The sequence below is a fragment of the Sphaerisporangium sp. TRM90804 genome, assembly GCF_029846175.1.
Taxonomy (GTDB): domain Bacteria; phylum Actinomycetota; class Actinomycetes; order Streptosporangiales; family Streptosporangiaceae; genus Sphaerisporangium.
This window is the reverse complement of record NZ_JARWAC010000026.1, coordinates 190,054-206,151: the sequence shown is the minus strand read 5'-3', so window position 1 is coordinate 206,151 and position 16,098 is coordinate 190,054. Positions and strand designations below refer to the sequence as shown.

At 73.6% G+C, this 16,098-nt stretch carries 18 protein-coding genes; 11 read left to right on the top strand and 7 right to left on the bottom strand.

The window, feature by feature from the left end; all coding sequences use genetic code 11:
• Window positions 1-116: 116 nt before the first annotated feature.
• A complete protein-coding gene (locus PYR91_RS29665) occupies window positions 117-377 on the bottom strand; it encodes a zf-TFIIB domain-containing protein (protein ID WP_279785103.1) in 261 nt (86 codons plus the stop codon).
• A 34-nt stretch (window positions 378-411) separates the two neighbouring features.
• A complete protein-coding gene (locus PYR91_RS29660; RefSeq protein ID WP_279785101.1) occupies window positions 412-1,329 on the bottom strand; it encodes an aminoglycoside phosphotransferase family protein in 918 nt (305 codons plus the stop codon).
• A gap of 58 nt (window positions 1,330-1,387) precedes the next feature.
• Between PYR91_RS29660 and PYR91_RS29655 the strand changes: the two genes are divergently transcribed.
• The 3 genes from PYR91_RS29655 to PYR91_RS29645 all read left to right on the top strand — a co-directional run bounded on the left by PYR91_RS29655 (window position 1,388) and on the right by PYR91_RS29645 (window position 3,886).
• Complete coding sequence (locus PYR91_RS29655) at window positions 1,388-2,293, top strand: TIGR03619 family F420-dependent LLM class oxidoreductase (protein ID WP_279785100.1); 906 nt, start codon at window positions 1,388-1,390, stop codon at window positions 2,291-2,293.
• 132 nt (window positions 2,294-2,425) lie between these two features.
• On the top strand, window positions 2,426-3,208 hold the full coding sequence (locus tag PYR91_RS29650; RefSeq protein ID WP_279785098.1) for an HAD-IIA family hydrolase: 783 nt from the start codon (window positions 2,426-2,428) through the stop codon (window positions 3,206-3,208).
• A gap of 39 nt (window positions 3,209-3,247) precedes the next feature.
• On the top strand, window positions 3,248-3,886 hold the full coding sequence (locus PYR91_RS29645) for a hypothetical protein (protein WP_279785096.1): 639 nt from the start codon (window positions 3,248-3,250) through the stop codon (window positions 3,884-3,886).
• Window positions 3,887-4,030: 144 nt separating this feature from the next.
• Here PYR91_RS29645 and arfB read toward each other — a convergent pair whose 3' ends face one another.
• Window positions 4,031-4,456, bottom strand: a complete 426-nt coding sequence (gene arfB / locus PYR91_RS29640; RefSeq protein WP_279785094.1) for an alternative ribosome rescue aminoacyl-tRNA hydrolase ArfB — start codon at window positions 4,454-4,456, stop codon at window positions 4,031-4,033.
• Window positions 4,457-4,629: 173 nt separating this feature from the next.
• Between arfB and PYR91_RS29635 the strand changes: the two genes are divergently transcribed.
• From PYR91_RS29635 to PYR91_RS29620, 4 genes are all read left to right on the top strand, one after another.
• Window positions 4,630-5,484 (top strand): hypothetical protein, encoded by an 855-nt coding sequence (locus tag PYR91_RS29635; protein ID WP_279785092.1) that lies wholly within the window; start codon window positions 4,630-4,632, stop codon window positions 5,482-5,484.
• Between the two features lie 129 nt (window positions 5,485-5,613).
• On the top strand, window positions 5,614-6,213 hold the full coding sequence (locus tag PYR91_RS29630) for an HAD family phosphatase (RefSeq protein WP_279785090.1): 600 nt from the start codon (window positions 5,614-5,616) through the stop codon (window positions 6,211-6,213).
• A 127-nt stretch (window positions 6,214-6,340) separates the two neighbouring features.
• Window positions 6,341-6,613 carry a GlsB/YeaQ/YmgE family stress response membrane protein gene (locus PYR91_RS29625; RefSeq protein ID WP_279785088.1) on the top strand — a complete coding sequence of 91 codons (273 nt, stop codon included), beginning with the start codon at window positions 6,341-6,343 and terminating at the stop codon, window positions 6,611-6,613.
• 313 nt (window positions 6,614-6,926) lie between these two features.
• Window positions 6,927-8,495, top strand: coding sequence for an alkaline phosphatase D family protein (locus PYR91_RS29620; protein WP_279785086.1), 1,569 nt, complete (start codon window positions 6,927-6,929; stop codon window positions 8,493-8,495).
• A 22-nt stretch (window positions 8,496-8,517) separates the two neighbouring features.
• Here PYR91_RS29620 and PYR91_RS29615 read toward each other — a convergent pair whose 3' ends face one another.
• The 3 genes from PYR91_RS29615 to PYR91_RS29605 form a co-directional block, all read right to left on the bottom strand.
• Window positions 8,518-8,997, bottom strand: a complete 480-nt coding sequence (locus PYR91_RS29615; protein WP_279785084.1) for a diadenosine tetraphosphate hydrolase — start codon at window positions 8,995-8,997, stop codon at window positions 8,518-8,520.
• 80 nt (window positions 8,998-9,077) lie between these two features.
• A complete protein-coding gene (locus PYR91_RS29610; protein ID WP_279785082.1) occupies window positions 9,078-10,520 on the bottom strand; it encodes an FG-GAP-like repeat-containing protein in 1,443 nt (480 codons plus the stop codon).
• 99 nt (window positions 10,521-10,619) lie between these two features.
• The gene (locus tag PYR91_RS29605) at window positions 10,620-11,144 is read right to left on the bottom strand and encodes an ATP-binding protein (RefSeq protein ID WP_279785080.1); all 525 of its coding nucleotides are present in this window, start codon (window positions 11,142-11,144) and stop codon (window positions 10,620-10,622) included.
• 285 nt (window positions 11,145-11,429) lie between these two features.
• Between PYR91_RS29605 and PYR91_RS29600 the strand changes: the two genes are divergently transcribed.
• The 4 genes from PYR91_RS29600 to PYR91_RS29585 all read left to right on the top strand — a co-directional run bounded on the left by PYR91_RS29600 (window position 11,430) and on the right by PYR91_RS29585 (window position 15,578).
• The gene (locus tag PYR91_RS29600; protein WP_279785078.1) at window positions 11,430-12,797 is read left to right on the top strand and encodes a helix-turn-helix transcriptional regulator; all 1,368 of its coding nucleotides are present in this window, start codon (window positions 11,430-11,432) and stop codon (window positions 12,795-12,797) included.
• Window positions 12,794-13,705, top strand: coding sequence for an aminoglycoside phosphotransferase family protein (locus PYR91_RS29595; protein ID WP_279785076.1), 912 nt, complete (start codon window positions 12,794-12,796; stop codon window positions 13,703-13,705). The genes PYR91_RS29600 and PYR91_RS29595 overlap by 4 nt, the downstream gene beginning before the upstream one ends.
• A 70-nt stretch (window positions 13,706-13,775) precedes the next feature.
• Entirely contained in the window at window positions 13,776-15,023 is a 1,248-nt protein-coding gene (locus PYR91_RS29590) for a cytochrome P450 (RefSeq protein ID WP_279785074.1), read from the top strand.
• 183 nt (window positions 15,024-15,206) lie between these two features.
• On the top strand, window positions 15,207-15,578 hold the full coding sequence (locus PYR91_RS29585) for a YciI family protein (RefSeq protein ID WP_279785072.1): 372 nt from the start codon (window positions 15,207-15,209) through the stop codon (window positions 15,576-15,578).
• Between the two features lie 75 nt (window positions 15,579-15,653).
• On the opposite strand, the gene PYR91_RS29580 is transcribed toward PYR91_RS29585, so the two are convergent.
• Window positions 15,654-16,025 (bottom strand): DUF6221 family protein, encoded by a 372-nt coding sequence (locus tag PYR91_RS29580; RefSeq protein ID WP_279785070.1) that lies wholly within the window; start codon window positions 16,023-16,025, stop codon window positions 15,654-15,656.
• Window positions 16,026-16,098: the final 73 nt, after the last annotated feature.

The window sequence follows — 16,098 nt, the reverse complement described above, 5'->3', positions numbered from 1 at the left end:
CCGCCGCCGGCCGGCCCCGGGGGGGGGGCGGGGGCCCCCCCCCCCGGCCGCCGGCTCTTCACAGCGGTACTCAGCTCAAGGCGCGGCGGCTCGGTGAGCGTACGCCGCCGACGGCTCTAGCTGGAGAAGAGCATGCCCGCCCAGCCGCGCTTGTGGCCGCGGTGGTGGCCGCCGTGGTGCGGCGCTCCCCAGGCGGGGCCGCCGGGCGGCGGGGGCGGAGCGGAGTACTGCTGCTGCGCGTACTGGCTCTCCATGCGCGAAAGCTGCTCCAGCTCTCCGTAGTCGAGGAAGATGCCGCGGCAGTTGTCGCACTGCTCAAGCTGAACGCCGCTGCGGTTGAAGGTCCGCATGGATCCGTGGCACTTCGGGCAATGCATTGGGCCGATCCCTTTCGACGGTGGTGAGGCGACACTACTGCGGCACGGCGGTTCCCGCGATCCTCCCGCAGGAGGAGACGAGGGCACGTTCCACATCGTCCAGAGGAAGGCCCTCGCCGCCCGCCGCCGCCACGGCAGTGGCCGCCAACTGGACCGTCAACGCGCGAGCCGGCAGGTCGAGTTCCCGCCATGGATCCCCGTGTGCCACGGCGTTCCCGCCCGCGGCGAGATAGGCGTCCAGGAAGCGCCGCCACAGGGCGGGATCGAGCAGCCCGGTGGCGAACCAGGCGGCCGGGCGGGCCAGGTCCCACGCGGGGGCGCCCACCCCCATGTCGTCCACGTCGATCAGCAGCCATTCGCCCTCGTACCGGATGATCTGCCCGAGGTGCCAGTCGCCGTGCACCACCGCCCCGGCCCGTCCGCCGGGTGCCGGCGGGCCCTCGCCGTCCGCCGTCGCGGGCCGCAGGAGGGAGGCGGGCAGGCTCGTGTACGCCGCCCGCAGGACGGCGACCGCCTCGGCGTACCCGCCGTCGAGGGCGTCCAGCCCCGCGACGGCGCGCGCCACCCGGGCGGGGCCTCCGGAGGGGGGCAGGCCGAGGGTGTGCGCGGGGGTGGCGTGCAGGCGGGCGAGCAGCTCGGCGCCGGGCTCCCACGGGGCGGCGACGGGATCGGACGGGTCGACCGGCTCGCCGGCGGGCCAGACCGTGACCAGGTGGCCGTCGACGTGCTGGACACGGTCGGACAGCGGCGCCAGCAGCACCCCCGGCAGCCGCGCGGCCGCGCGGAGCCGGGCCGTGAGGTCGGCCTCGTCGGTGCCGGGCGGGTGGGCCTTCACCACGACGTCCCCGGCGCGGACCACGGTGACGCGGGTCTGCTTCAGCACCCGCACCGGGCCGGAGGACAGGCCGGCTCCGGCGACGAGCGCCAGCCGGTCGGCCAGGGTGGGGGTCACGTCTCTGTACGGGGGGCGATCACCGGTCCAATGTACGCCGGTCAAATAAGGTGAGGCCATGAACATCGGCTTCGGGGTTCCGGTATCCGGATCATGGGCCACGCCCGCCAACATGCTGCGGGTCGCCAGGCGCGCGGAGGAGCTCGGGTACGCGTCGCTGTGGACGTTCCAGCGGCTGCTGTACCCGGTCGGGCACTCGATGGGTCCCGTCTACCGCAGCGTGCAGGACCCCCTGGTCACACTCTCCTATCTCGCCGGGGCGACCAGCCGCGTCCGGCTGGGCGTCGCCGTGGTGAACATGCCCTTCTACTCCCCGCCGCTGCTGGCCAAGCAGCTCGCCACCCTTCAGGACGTCTCCGGCGGTCGCCTGGACGTCGGGCTCGGGCTGGGCTGGCTGGAGGAGGAGTTCGTCGGCTCGGGCGTGCCGATGGCCGGGCGCGGGCGCCGGGCCGTGGAGTACCTGCAGGTGCTCAGGCGGCTGTGGACCGAGGAGATGATCTCCCACAAGGGAGAGTTCTACGAGATCCCGCCGGCGCACCAGGATCCCAAGCCGCCGGTCGTGCCGCCGGTGCTGCTCGGCGGCACCGCCGAGGTGGCGCTGCGCCGCGCCGGGGCGCTCGCCGACGGCTGGATCAGCTCCAGCCGCACCGACCTGTCCGCCATCCACGAGCAGATCTACATTGTAAAGGACGCCGCCCGGGAGGCCGGGCGCGACCCCGAGTCGCTGCGCTTCGTCTGCCGGGGCGTCACGAGGGTCCGTCAGGCCGGGCTGCCGGACCGGGCGCCGCTGACCGGCTCGGTGGAGGAGATCCGGGCCGACGTCGAGGCGCTGGCGGGCACGGGGCTCACCGAGCTGTTCCACGACCTCAACTTCGACCCCGAGATCGGCTCTCCCGACGCCGACCCCGCCGCGTCGATGCGCCGCGCCGAGCAGGCCCTGGAGGCGTTCGCCCCCGGGGCGTGACCCCGGCCGCGAGACCGGCCCGCCGGCCTCGCGGGGCCGGGCCGCCGGAGCCGCCGGCGCGCGGGGTGAGAAACCGGGAGCGTTCACCTGTCATCCTGGTGCGGTACTCCTAGGAACGAATGCGGGGAAACGGTGAACGAGCGCAAGTCCATCGACTGCTGGCTGTCCGACATGGACGGTGTCCTGCTGCACGAGGGCGTGCCCGTCCCCGGGGCCGACGCGTTCATCCGCAAGCTGCGCGACTCCGGCAAGCGGTTCCTGGTGCTGACCAACAACTCCATCTACACCCCGCGCGACCTTTCGGTGCGGATGCGCGGCATCGGGCTGGAGGTGCCGCCGGAGGCCATCTGGACCTCCGCGCTGGCCACCGCGCGGTTCCTGCGGGACCAGCGGCCGGGCGGGTCGGCGTACGTCATCGGCGAGGCGGGGCTGACCACGGCCCTGCACGAGAGCGGGTACGTGCTGACCGAGACCGCGCCCGACTACGTGGTGCTGGGCGAGACGCGCACCTACAGCTTCACCGCGATCACCCGGGCGATCCGGCTCATCGACTCGGGCAGCCGCTTCATCGCCACCAACCCCGACGCGGTGGGGCCCTCCGCCGAGGGGTCGCTGCCGGCCTGCGGCGCGGTCGCGGCCATGATCACCAAGGCGACGGGGGTGGAGCCGTACTTCGTCGGCAAGCCCAACCCCATGATGATGCGCAGCGCGCTCAACGCCATCGACGGCCACAGCGAGAGCACCGCCATGATCGGCGACCGCATGGACACCGACATCGTGTCCGGCATGGAGGCCGGGCTGTACACGATCCTCGTGCTCACCGGCGTGACCACCAAGGAGCAGGTCGACCGCTACCCGTTCCGGCCCTCGCGCGTCGCGGCGTCCGTGGCCGACCTCATCGACCTCGTCGAATAGCTGCCGGGCGTTGTCAGGTATACCGGGCAGGATGGCGACATGACCGACATATACCTGGAGATCGGGCCGAAGAAGGTCTTCGCCTGCGCATACGACTGGCCCGGCTGGTGCCGCGTCGCCAAGGGCGAGGAGGCCGCCATCGACGCCCTGCTCGAGTACGCCCCCCGCTACCGCCTGGTCGCCGAGCGCGCCGGCCTGCCGTTCGAGCCTGCCGCGCTCACCGTCGTGGAGCGGGTGACCGGCGGCACGACCACCGACTTCGGGGCGCCCGAGGCCGTCCCCGGCATCGACGGGCACCCGGTGGACGCGCCGGTGGCCGAGCGCGACACCGCGCTGCTGCGGGCGTCGTGGGAGCTGCTCGACGAGGTGGCCGCCGCCTCGCCCGAGGAGCTGCGCAAGGGCCCCCGGGGCGGCGGCAGGGACCGCGACAAGATGGTCGCCCACGTGGTCGAGGCCGAGCGCGCCTACGCGCGCAGGATCGGCGTGCGCCACAAACCGTTCCCGCCGGCCGACCTGACCGCACGCGAGGCGCTGCGCGCCGACATCGCCGACGTCCTGAGCAAGCCCTCCGACGGCACCCCTCCCCACCCCGGCGGCTGGCCCGCCCGCTACGCGGCCCGGCGCATCGCCTGGCACGTGATCGACCACGTCTGGGAGATGGAAGACCGCCGCCTCTGAGCCGGCGTCCCCGAAACGTTGCCTTCGGCGCGCTTTCCGAAAGGCGACCCTCGCACCTGTTCTCCACCGTCGCGCGGGCCCCCGGGCGCGGGTCGAGCCGCGCGAGGCGGGTCGGGGCGGCTGGTGTGCCGGGGAAGCGGTGCGTCAGGTGTCGCCGGGGCGGCGGAGGCGTTTGAGTTCCGCGCGGTGCTTCTTGGCGGTGATGCGGCGCTCGACGGCGCCTCGGGAGGGCTTGGTGGGGCGGCGGCTCTTGGGCGGGGGAGCGGCGGCCTTGTCGAGCAGGGCGGCCAGGCGCACCTTGGCGGCCTCGCGGTTGCGCAGCTGCGAGCGGTACTCCGAGGCGGTGACGGTGATGACGCCGTCGACCAGGCGGCCGGCCAGCCGTTCGAGCGCGCGGGCCTTCATCGCCGGCGGAAGGGCCTCGCTGGCCCCGAGGTCGAAGCTCAGCTCCACCCGGCTGTCGGTGGTGTTGACGCCCTGGCCGCCCGGACCGGACGACCGCGAGAAACGCCAGGCCAGCTCGGCGTCCGGGATGACCACCGAGCCGCGCACCCGCAGCGGTTCGACCATGAATCCAGGGTATCCGGACCCCTCAGGTACCGATCAACCGATTTGTCGTGCAAGGCGCCTTCGACCTCGCCCCCGGCCGCCTTGTCGCGGCCGGGGGAGGTGGGGCAGAGTGTCGGTGTCCCTCCGCCGGACGGCCGGCCGCGCGGAGTACGCCAGCTCTGGGAGGCCGTGCGGTGGCGACGATCGTGGGGGTTCACGGCATCGGCAAGTACCGCTACTTCACGGCGGCGGGCACGGCGCGCGGCGCGAGCGAGGCGATGCGCGTCAAGTGGGACCGCTATCTGCACGCGGGGCTGTCCGGCGGCGCCAGGTACACCGGCCAGTCGTACGTGAGCGAGGTCGCGTACTACGCCCACCTGCTGCGCGCCGACGCTCCCGCCGCCGCCGCCAAGCGCGACCTGCGCAAGATGGACGCCGCGTCCCAGCTCGTGCTGGCCGACTGGATGAAGCAGATGAGCGGGGCCGGGGCGTTCGCGGGGGAGACGCTGACCGGCCTGATCCACCGCTTCGCCGAGTGGCTGCTGCTGCGCCTGGGCCCGCAGGCCAAGGACTTCGCCGAGGACTTCTGTCCCGAGGTGGCCGCCTACTTCGCCGGCACCGCGGCCGCCGCCCGCGTCCGCTCGCGCGAGGCCGTCGCCGACGCCATCCGCCGCAACCGGCCCAAGGTCGTGATCGCCCACTCGCTGGGCAGCGTGGTCGCCTACGAGGCGCTGTGGGCGCATCCGGAGCTCTCGGTCGACCTGCTCATCACGCTGGGCAGCCCGCTGGCCATGCGCGGCGTCGTGTTCGAGCGGCTGCAGCCGCTGCCGGTGTCGGGGCGCGGCAAGTGCCCGCGCGGCGTGCGACGCTGGGTGAACATCGCCGACAAGGACGACATCGCGGCCATTCCCGGCGCATTGCAGAAGTGGTTCGACGGGGTGGCCCTCGACACGAAGGTCAACATCGACTGGGCCGACTTCCACACGGTCCGCAACTACCTGAGCTGCGGGGCCGTGAAGGACCACGTGGCGCCGTTCCTCAAGGCCTGACGGCGGCGGCCACGGCCGGGGCCGGCGCGGGGCGAAGGGGCGGTGCAGGGGTGTTTCGCACGATGCCGACGGGTTAGCGATGACTCGGGAAGGAACTCTCTACGCATGACGGGCGGTAACCTCGCGATCATGAAATGGCTGCTTTTCGACTACGGGGAAGTGCTGTGCCACGCGCAGCCGGAGGCCGACCGGGAGCGCATGGTCGCCGCGTCCGAGGTCGAGGCGACCGCCTTCTGGGAGCGCTACTGGGAGCACCGGCTCGACTTCGACCGGGGCACCCTGACCCCGGCGGCCTACTGGTCGCTGGTGCTCGGCGGACGTCCCTCGCGGGACCGGGTGGAGCGGCTCGTCGAGCTGGACGTCCAGAGCTGGAGCCATCCCGACGACGACGCGGTGGCCGTCATGGAGGAGGTCCACGCGCTGGGCCATCCGGTGGCGCTGCTGTCCAACGCCCCGCTCTGCGTGGCCGAGGGCATAGAGCGGCTGCCCTGGATCCAGACCATGAACGCCCGCTTCTACAGCGCCCGGCTCGGCATGGTGAAGCCGGACGCCGAGATCTACCTCCGGGTCGCGTCCGAGCTCGGCGCCGAGCCGGAGGACTTCGTCTTCGTGGACGACCGGCTGGCCAACGTGGCCGGGGCCGAGGCGGTCGGGATGACGGCCATCCACCACCGCGGCGCCGAGTCGCTGCGCGACGACCTGAAGCCGGCTCTCGCCTCGCCCCGCTGACGGCTCCGGCCGGGCGAAAGCCATGGCCGCGCAATGTGATCCACCGATTATCCTCCGACGACCTGCGACGACGTATCGGCCGCCGTGCTCACGGGCATACGGGTAACAACTCGATAACGGAGGCGAGATGCACGTCAGCGGAATTATCAGCGCCATCATCGTGGGACTGGTGATCGGTGTGATCGCGCGGCTCCTGATCCCCGGCCGCCAGCCCATCCCGATCTGGCTGACCATCGTCATCGGCATCATCGCCGCCCTGATCGGCACCGCCATCGCCGCTTCGCTGGGGGTCGCCACCACCCGGGGCATCGACTGGATCGAGCTGATCCTGCAGATCGTGCTCGCCATCATCGGGGTGCTGCTCGCCAGCTACGCGTACGGCAGGCGAAGGGCCACCTGAACCACCACCGGCCCGCGCGCACGGCCCGGGCCGGGCGGACACCGCCGTGCGCCCGCTGGGCGGGCGGTCCGCGCACCCGTCCCGGGCCGGCCGGACACCCCCGCCGCGCGCCCGCGCGCGGGCCGGGCCCGCGCCGACTCGCCTTCGTCAGGGATCCTGACCGCGATGTTCGCCCGGCGTCCTGTGAAGGGTCGCCGGGCCGTCGGCGGGCGTTCAGCCACGATGGGTAACCCCCGCCGCTGTCCGGCAGGTGTTCACGCCGCCGTCACCGCGGCATGGCCCGCAGGTCAGCCTGGTCGCCTGCACTGTGTACGTGGAGCAGAACCCCTCACGCAGAGTGTTCCTTCTGGCCGCCGCGGCGGGGGCGGGCGGCCTGGTCCTGCCCTCCTCCGTGAGCGCCTCCAGCGCCCGCCCGGCCACCTCGCGCGGGCGGAACCCGCGCGACCCGTTCACGCTCGGCGTCGCCTCCGGCGACCCGTCGGCCGACGGCTTCGTGCTGTGGACCCGCCTGGCCCCCGAGCCGCTCGCCCCCGACGGACGCGGCGGCATGCCCGGCCGCGACGTCGAGGTGGCCTGGCAGGTCGCCGAGGACGAGCGCTTCCGCGCGATCGCCCGCGCCGGCACCGCGACCGCCCGCCCCGGCGCCGCGCACACCGTCCACGTCGAGGTGGACGGGCTGCGCCCGGGGCGGGAGTACTTCTACCGCTTCCGCGCCGGCGGCGACCTGTCTCCGGCGGGGCGCACCCGCACCGCCCCCGCGCCGGGCACCTCCGGCGCGTTCACCTTCGCCGCGGTGTCGTGCGCGCAGTACGAACACGGCTTCTACACCGCCTACCGCCGGATGGCCGAGCAGGAGCCCGACGTCGTGGTCCACCTGGGCGACTACGTGTACGAGTACGGGGGCGGCGTCTACACCGCCGCCGACGGCAACGTGCGCCGGCACGCCGGCGGCAAGCTGCAGACCCTCGCCGACTACCGGGTGCGGCACGCGCAGTACAAGACCGACGGCGACCTGCAGCTCGCCCACCTGAACAGCCCCTGGCTGGTGATCTTCGACGACCACGAGGTGGAGAACAACTGGGCCGCCGGCACCCCCGGCACGCCCGTCCCCGCCTTCTCCGAGCGCAAGGCGGCGGGCTTCCGCGCCTACTACGAGCACATGCCCCTGCGCCGGTCGTCCGTCGCCCGCGGCACCGCCATGAAGATCAACCGGCGGGTGGCGTGGGGCTCGCTGGCCACCTTCCACCTGCTCGACACGCGCCGGTTCCGCGACGACCAGATCTGCGGCGACGGCATGCGCGCCGGATGCGACGAGCGCCTGGACCGGGACCGCGTCATGCTGGGCGCGGGGCAGATGGAGTGGCTGTCGGACGGGCTCCGCTCCTCCTCCGCCACCTGGGACCTCGTCGCCCAGCAGGTCATCGTGGGTCAGCGCGACTACCGCCTCGGCCCGGGCAGCGAGCTCAACATGGACGCCTGGGACGGGTACGCGGCCGACCGCGACCGCCTGCTCGCCACGCTCGCCGAATCGGGGACCGGCAGCCCGGTGGTGCTCACCGGCGACGCGCACGTGGCCTCCGCCGCCGACCTCACGCTCGACGCCGACGACCCCGGCTCCGCCAGGGTCGGGGTGGAACTCGTCAGCACGTCCATCTCCAGCGACGGCGACGGCTACCGCGACCCGGCGAGAAACGCCGCCCTGCTCGCCGAGAACCCCAACCTCAGGTTCGTCGACGAGCGCCGCGGCTACATCATGGCCCGCGCAACCCCCCAGGAGCTGACGGCGCAGTTCCGCACCCTGGAGTACATCAGCAGGAAGGGCGCCCCCGCCGAGACGTCCGCCACCTTCACCGTCCCGTCCGGCGAGCACGCGCTCACCTGACCCGCGCCCGGGCCGGCTGTCGTCAGTTCATGGAACGCAGCCGGTCCAGCTCGCCGCCGATCGCCTCTCTCAGCGCATCGTGGCGCGGGCCGAGGGCGAACCGCTCGCCGGTCCACCTGTCGCGGGGATACAGCCACACGGGCACGCCCACGAGGCCGGCCGGCTCCCACTCGTACCTCGGCCACACGTGCGCGTGCAGGAATGGGTCGGTGTTGCCGAGGATCTCCAGGTTGACCCGGCGAAACGCCGGGTCGAGACGGCGACAGGCCCGCTCGACGGCCTCTCCCAGCCGATCCATGTCGGCCAGGAAGGACAGCCGCCTGCCCTTCGGGAGGCCGGACAGCCGCTCCGCGCGCGGATCGTCCGCCAGCAGCACCGAGTATCCCGGCAGGAACTGAACATCCCCGATCACCGCGAACCCGGCGTCCAGCCGCCGCAGCACCGTGGGGTTCTCCCCCCGCAGCGCGCTTCCGATCCGGTCCGTCCGCCAGTTCTCCGTCATGACCGCAACCTACACAGGCGTGATCATCGGGTACCTCCCGGCGGCGTGGGCGCCGTCCACGTGCGCCCGGGGCAGGGCGCTCAGGAGGTGACGGCGAAGCCGAACAGGGCGTCCGCGGGGCCCGAGAGGACGCGGGAGGCGTCGGGGCGCAGGCCGGTGTAGGAGCCCTTGCGCACGTGGGAGGGGGTCAGCGTGACGCGTGCCGCGCCGGGGGAGCCGGTCACCAGACCCGACGGGGTGACGGCCAGCGCGGAGCCGGACAGGTCGCCGGGACGGCCCTTGCGGCCCTTCACGACCACGTGATGCACGGAGGTCAGGCCCCCGGCGCGGGTGCCGGGCAGCACCAGCGCCGCGCCGCGGCCGGGCAGGCCGACGGCGAGCTCGGCGTCACCGTCGCCGTTGAGGTCGCCGGCGGCCAGGGCCGAGCCCAGGCGGTCGGTGTTGCGGGTCCCGAGCTTGATCCCGCGGGCCCTGCCCGACCAGAACTGCGCGCCGGACGCCGACAGCCCCCGGGCCGTGCCGTACAGGACGTGCACCGCTCCGTCGCCGTACATCGGGCCGTCCTGGAAGGAGTCCAGGCCCTCGCCGGGCACGCCGACCGCGAGGTCCGCGCGGCCGTCGTGGTCGAAGTCGGCCGCCGCCAGCGCCGTGCCGACCCCGTCCCACTTCTCGGCCTCGCCGGACACGCCCGGGCTGTTCTGGGTGAACACCGTCGCCCGGCGGGCCCGCGGGTCGACGACGGTGAACGACCCGGCGCCGGACCGGTCGCCCACGTCGTCGCCGGGCGTCCCGACGGCCACCTCGGCCCTGCCGTCGCCGTCGAAGTCGCCCGCGGCGACGGCCGCCCCGAACTGGTCGGTGGGGGTGTGCCGATGCCGGGCCCAGGGGGTGGCCCGGGTGATCAGAGTGCCGCGCCCGGCGGTCTCGCGGCCGTTCATGCCGAAGACGCCGACGCCGCCGCCCTCGCGCGTCCCGGGCGCGCCGACCACCAGCTCGTCGTCGCCGTCCCCGTCCAGGTCGCCGGCGGCGAGCGCCGCGCCGAACCTATCGGTGCCGGCGCGGCGGCCGAGGCGGCTCATGTCCAGCGTGCCGGCGGGCTCCAGGCCGCGCGCGGTGCCGCGCAGCAGGTGCACGACCCCGTTGCCGTCGGCGCCGCCGGGGACCGGGGCGCCCGTGGCCTCCTCCGACGCGCCCACCGCGAGGTCGGCGCAGCCGTCCCCGTCGAAGTCCCCGGCGGCCAGGGCCGACCCGAACGCGTCGCCGCGCTCGGGGGTGTCGTCTAGCCCGCCGGCGCCCTGGGAGAGGGTGGCCGCCTTCCTCGTCCCGCGGTACAGGGTGACCGTCCCCGCCCGTGCCTGCCCGTCCACGGTCGCGTACGGGGCGGCCACCGCGAGCAAGGCCGCGCCGCACGCCCGCGAGGGCTTCGCGGCGGCCTGGGCGGGGGCGGGGGAGAGGGCGCAGATCGGCGGGACGACCACGAGGGTCGCGGCGGCGAGCAGCCGGGTGGCACGCGAGGCACTCATGGTTCGATCGTTTCCGCAGATCAGGGCGCCCTGCCCACCGTGGGATGAAGTTCCCGCGTCAGTCACCTTAACGACGGGCCATGCACGCCGAGCGCGCCTTCAGCGCATCGGGCAGGGGAGGGCGAAGGCGACCGCCTTGCCCATGCCGCCGCCGTCCGACAGCGTCGTGGGGTAGGCGCAGCAGTGCCCGCGCGACAGCCGGTGGGCGAGCATGAGCCCGCGGCCGTTCTCGTCGAGCGACATGGGCGGGGCCGAGGCGGAGGCGTGCAGGAGGGCGAGTATCGCCGGGATGGTCCCGAGGTCGAGCCCGCCGTCCACCATCTCGCACCACGCCGGGACGCCGCCCAGCCAGTGGATCCGCAGCTCGTACGGCCCGTTCGCGTGCCGTTCGGCGTTGGCCGCCAGCTCGGACACGACGATCTCGGCGTCGCCGACGTCGTCGGGCGCGGTGCCCGTCCGCGCCAGCGCGGCGCGCACCGCGGCGCGCGCCACCCGCGCGGCCGAGCCGGGACACAACGGGGTGACGACCACGCGGAAGGCGTCGTGCCCGGCTGACAGGCCTCCGCGACCGAGGACCCCGGTGCGGTGGAACGCCTGCTTCGGGGCGGGTTGCTCGGCGCGCATGACCTGATCACTCCTAGAGCTCCTGGTCGAGTGACTCGACTGAAAGCGGACGGAGGGAGCGCGCGGTGATCCCCCGAGGTGGTGGGTCCGATGGTGCGGGGTGCGGGCGTCGGGCGGCCAGCCGTCACGCCGATACCCAACCCGGGTCTGCCCCGATCGGCCGAACCGATCAGCCCGGGCGATCGGTCCAACCGTTATCCCCTCCGAAACCCCGGACGGCCTGGTTAATTGGGAGGCCTGAGTTTCCGTCGAGAGGCCAGAGGCCTTCACCGCCGAAGGGTCGGCATGAACGTCACTCATGCGATCGAGCAGGCCATAAGCTTCGCCGTCTGGGAGCGTCCCCAGATGCGGCGCGCGCTCGCCGAGCGCGACATAGCCACGGTCTACCTGCTCCTGCAGCGCGTCGGCATCTCCCAGCGCCGCATCGCGGCGCTCACCGGGCAGTCCCAGTCCGAGATCTCCGAGATCCTCAACGGGCGCCAGGTCATGGCGTACGACGTGCTGGTGCGCATCGCCGACGGCCTGGGCGTCCCGCGCGGCTACATGGGCCTGGCCTACGACGAGGCGTCACACGACCTCGTCGTCCCGCCGCCCGCCGGCCCGAGGGGCGACGCCGGCGAGGACGAGCGGGTCCGCCTTCTGCTCGCGCACGCCGCCCAGGTCACGATCGGCGCCGCCGACGTCGAGCAGGGCCGGTGGCGCCGGCCGCTCCCGCGCAGCGAGACCCCGGTGCCCCGGCGCATCGGCGACGCCGAGGTCGAGCAGGTCGAGACCGTCACCCAGACCCTGCGCGGCCTCGACTACCGCTACGGCGGCGGCGTCTGCCGCGACGCCGTGGTCGCGCAGCTCGCCTGGTCGCAGAACCTGCTACGCGCCGACCGCACCGAGCAGGTCGGCCGCCGCCTGCACCTGGCCCTGGCCGACCAGCACAACCTCGCCGGCTGGACGTCCTTCGACACCGGCCTGTACGGCGCCGCCTGCGACCACCTCACCCGCGCGCTCGAACAGGCCAAGCACGCCGGAGACCCGTCGCTGGCGGCCAACGTCCTGTACCGCATGGGCCGGGTCCACCTGCACCGCGGCCGCGTCAAGGACGCCCTGCGGTTCTTCCAGCTCGGCCAGATCAGCGCACAGGACGCCAGCTGCGAGCTCACCGTCTCCATGCTGTGCGCCAACGAGGCGTGGGCGTACGCGCTGCTGGGCGACGAGCGGCTGGCGCTGAAGTCGATCCGCCGCGCCGAGGACGAGTTCGCCAGGGCCGACCGCGACGCGGCGCCGTGCTGGGTGCGGTTCTTCGGCCTCACCGACCTCCAGGCCGCGAGCGGCATGACCCACGCCAGCCTGGCCGCCACCCATCCCGGCCACCTGGCCCGGGCCGCCGAGCTGCTGGCGCGCAGCGTCGGCAGCCGCGACGACACCATGGCGCGCAGCAAGGTCTTCGAGCTGATCGGCCTGGCCACGGCCCGCCTCATGCTCGGGGACGTCGACCTCGGGCTGCGCGACGGCCACGAGGCCGTCACGCTGGTCACCCGCATCAGGTCGGTCAGGACGATCGACCGGCTCAGCCCCCTGGAGGAGGCGGCGGCCGAGCGGTCCGGCCTCTCGGACGCCCGCGAGCTGTGCCGGCGCATCGTGGAGCTGCGCGCCGGATGAGCGTCACGACCGTCGACCCCTCCGGGGGGCTCACCCGCGACAACCTCCGCTCCCTGCTGGCCGCCGCGTGCGCCGCGGTCGGGCTGGACGCCGAGGGCGCCGAGCTGATCAAGTTCACCAACAACGCGGTGTTCCGGCTGCGCACGGCGCCGGTGGTGGTGCGCGTGGCCGGGTCCGCGGCCACCCGCGGGCAGGCAGGCAACGTCGTGCGGGTCGCCCGGTGGCTGGCCGCCCACGACTTCCCGGGCGTGCGGCTGCTGCCCGGGGTCACGCAGCCGCTCGTGCTGCGCGGCCAGATCGTCACGTTGTGGGAGGACGTGCGGCCCACCGGGCGCCGTCCCGACGGCGCCGACCTCGCCGTCCTGCTCAGGCGCCTGCACGCGCTGCCGTACCCGCCCGCCGTCCTGCCGGCGTGGCGGCCGATGGAGGACGTCCGGCAGCGGCTGGCCGAGCCGGAGGAGCTCGACCCCGCCGACCACGCCTTCCTGCTCGCCGAGTGCGACGAGATCGACGAGCGGCTGGCGGCCCTGCGCTTCGAGCTGCCGCCCGGCGTCATCCACGGCGACGCCTTCTGCGGCAACCTCATCGCCGGGGAGCAGGGCCCGGTGCTGTGCGACTACGACGGCACCGCGATCGGTCCGCGCGAGTGGGACCTCACCCCGGTGGCGGTCGGCCGGCTGCGCCTCGACTACCCCACCGACGACCACGCCCTGATGGTCGCCGCCTACGGCGTCGACGTCACCCGGTGGGACGGGTTCCCCGTGCTGCGGCGCCTGCGCGAGCTGAAGCTGGTCACCAGCGTGCTGCCGGTGCTGCGCAGCAACCCCGGCGTCCGCGGCCAGTGGGAGCACCGCATGCGCACCTACAAGGCCCGCGACCTGACCACCCGCTGGCAGCCCTACCGCTGAGGCCGCCCGCGCCCGCTCCGGCCGTCGCTTTCGGGGTGGGCGCGGGGCGGCGGCGTGCCAGGATGGGACCGTGACAGCGGTGGTGGAGACCGGCATCGACCTTGCGGACCTCGCGTTCTGGCGCCGCCCGCCGAGTGAGCGCGACCGCGACTTCGCGCGGCTCAGGAGGCTCGGCAGCCCGGTGTTCTTCGCCGAGCGCCGGGTGCCGCTGCTGCGCTCGGGCAAGGGGTTCTACGCCCTGGTGCGGCACGCCGACGTCGTGGAGGCCAGCCGCGAGGCGAAGGTCTTCTCCAGTGAGCCGGCCGTGACCAACCCCGAGCCGCCCGGCTGGGTGAAGCACGTCTTCGGCGACTCCATGGTCAACCTCGACGACCCCCGGCACGCCCGCCTGCGCCGCATCGTCTCGCGTGCCTTCTCGCCCAAGATGCTGTCCAAGCTCGACGCCGACATCGTCAGGGCCGCCGAGCGCATCGTCGACGACGTCGTCAAGGAGGGCCCGCGCGACTTCGTCTCCCAGGTCGCCGCCCGCCTGCCCATCCACGTCATCTGCGACATGGTGGGCGTCCCCGACGACATCCGGGCCCGCGTGCACCGGCACGTCGACGTCTCGACCGCCTACACCGGGGTGCGCATGAGCCTGCCCCGCACGCTGGCGATGGCCGGGCGCAACATGGCCGCGCTGTTCGCCCTGCAGCGCCTGGTGATCGACCTCGGCCGCCGGCGCGAGAAGGACCCCGCCGACGACCTGGTGTCCGCGCTGGTCACCGCGAACGTCGACGGCGAGCGGCTGACCCCCAGGGAGCTGGGCTCGTTCTTCACCCTGCTGCTGGTCGCGGGCAACGAGACGGCGCGCAACACCATGGCGCACGGCCTCAAGCTGGTCACCGACAACCCCGGCGCGCGCGAGCGGCTCACCGGCGACTTCGACGGCCACATCGCGGGCGCCATCGAGGAGACCGTCCGGTACGTCTCGCCGATCATGCAGTTCCGCCGCACCGTGACCCGCGAGTACGAGATGCGCGGGGTCCGGCTCGCGCCCGGCGACAAGGTCGTGCTGTTCTACGGCTCGGCCAACCGCGACGAGGAGGTCTTCGCCGACCCCGACCGCTACGACATCACCCGCCGCCCCAACCCGCACGTCGGCTTCGGCGGCCCCGGCCCCCACTTCTGCCTCGGCGCCAACCTGGCACGCCAGGAAATCAAGATCATGTACCGCGAACTGTTCACCCGCCTCCCCGCCATCCGAGCCGTAGGCGAGCCCGAACTGCTGCTGTCCAACTTCGACAACAGCGTCCGCTCCCAGGCTTTCGCCTTCTGACCTGGGTCGTCGACGTCCGGGAAAATTCTTCGAAGAGATTTCGGCGGAAGTGTCGAATCCCGGTCTCCCCGTTCGAGGCATGGGTGAAGGGCCGCCGGAACCGGCGGCGGCCCACGCCGGAGGGAGCAACGCCCGGGCCGTCCGGGCCGAATTCCCGCAAGACCCAACATAAGGAGAGATCGCATGCGTTATCTGGTGCTGCTCAAGGCCGGTCCCGCCACCACCCCGCCGCCGCCGGACCTCATGGAGGCCATCATGAAGCTGGGGGAGGACGCCCTCAAGGCCGGCGTGATGCTCGACAACGGCGGCCTGGCCCCCAGCGCCGCCGGCGCGCGGGTAGAGCTCGCCGCCGGGAAGCTGAGCGTCACCGACGGCCCCTTCGCCGAGGCCAAGGAGATGATCAGCTACGCCCTGTACGACGTCCGCTCGAAGGAGGAGGCCGTCGAATGGACCTCCCGCTTCATGAAGCTGCACCAGGACCTGTGGGACGGCTGGGAGGGCGAGGCCGAGGTCCACCGCGTGTTCGGCCCCGAGGACCTCCCGCCCCAGCCCTGACCGTCCCCCGGCGCGACGAGGAGTGCGCCGTGGCGGGTGCGGGGCCCCTGACCCAGCCCGGCCGCTCGGCCGTCCCTACAGCTCCCACCGCTTGTCGAAGCCCTCGTGACCTTCGTACTGGCCGGCGAAGTGGACGGCCATGGCGAGCACCTCGCTGAGACGGCCGATCGCCATGGCGACCTCCCCAGGTCTCCTGAAGGACAGATCCTCGTCCGCCAGGTCGTCCGCTATCTCCTCGCTCAGCAGGCGTTCCAGGGCATCCGCGAGCGCCCGCTTGGCGGCGAGATCGGCCCTCAGCCGGCCGGCGTGCCGCCGAAGGTAGTCCTGGACGGGCCGCGTCCGGGTGAGTCTCGCCAGCTCCGCCTCTTCCTCGGCCCAGCGGGCGCGCAGGAACAGGACGAGATCGATGCGGGGGTCGGCCTCCGCATCCGGGTCGATCTCCTCCATCTGCCCCTCCTCCTCGCGTGCCCGGCCCCGCGGCCGAGGCGCTTCCAGCCATGATGGCGGCCGGATCGTAGAC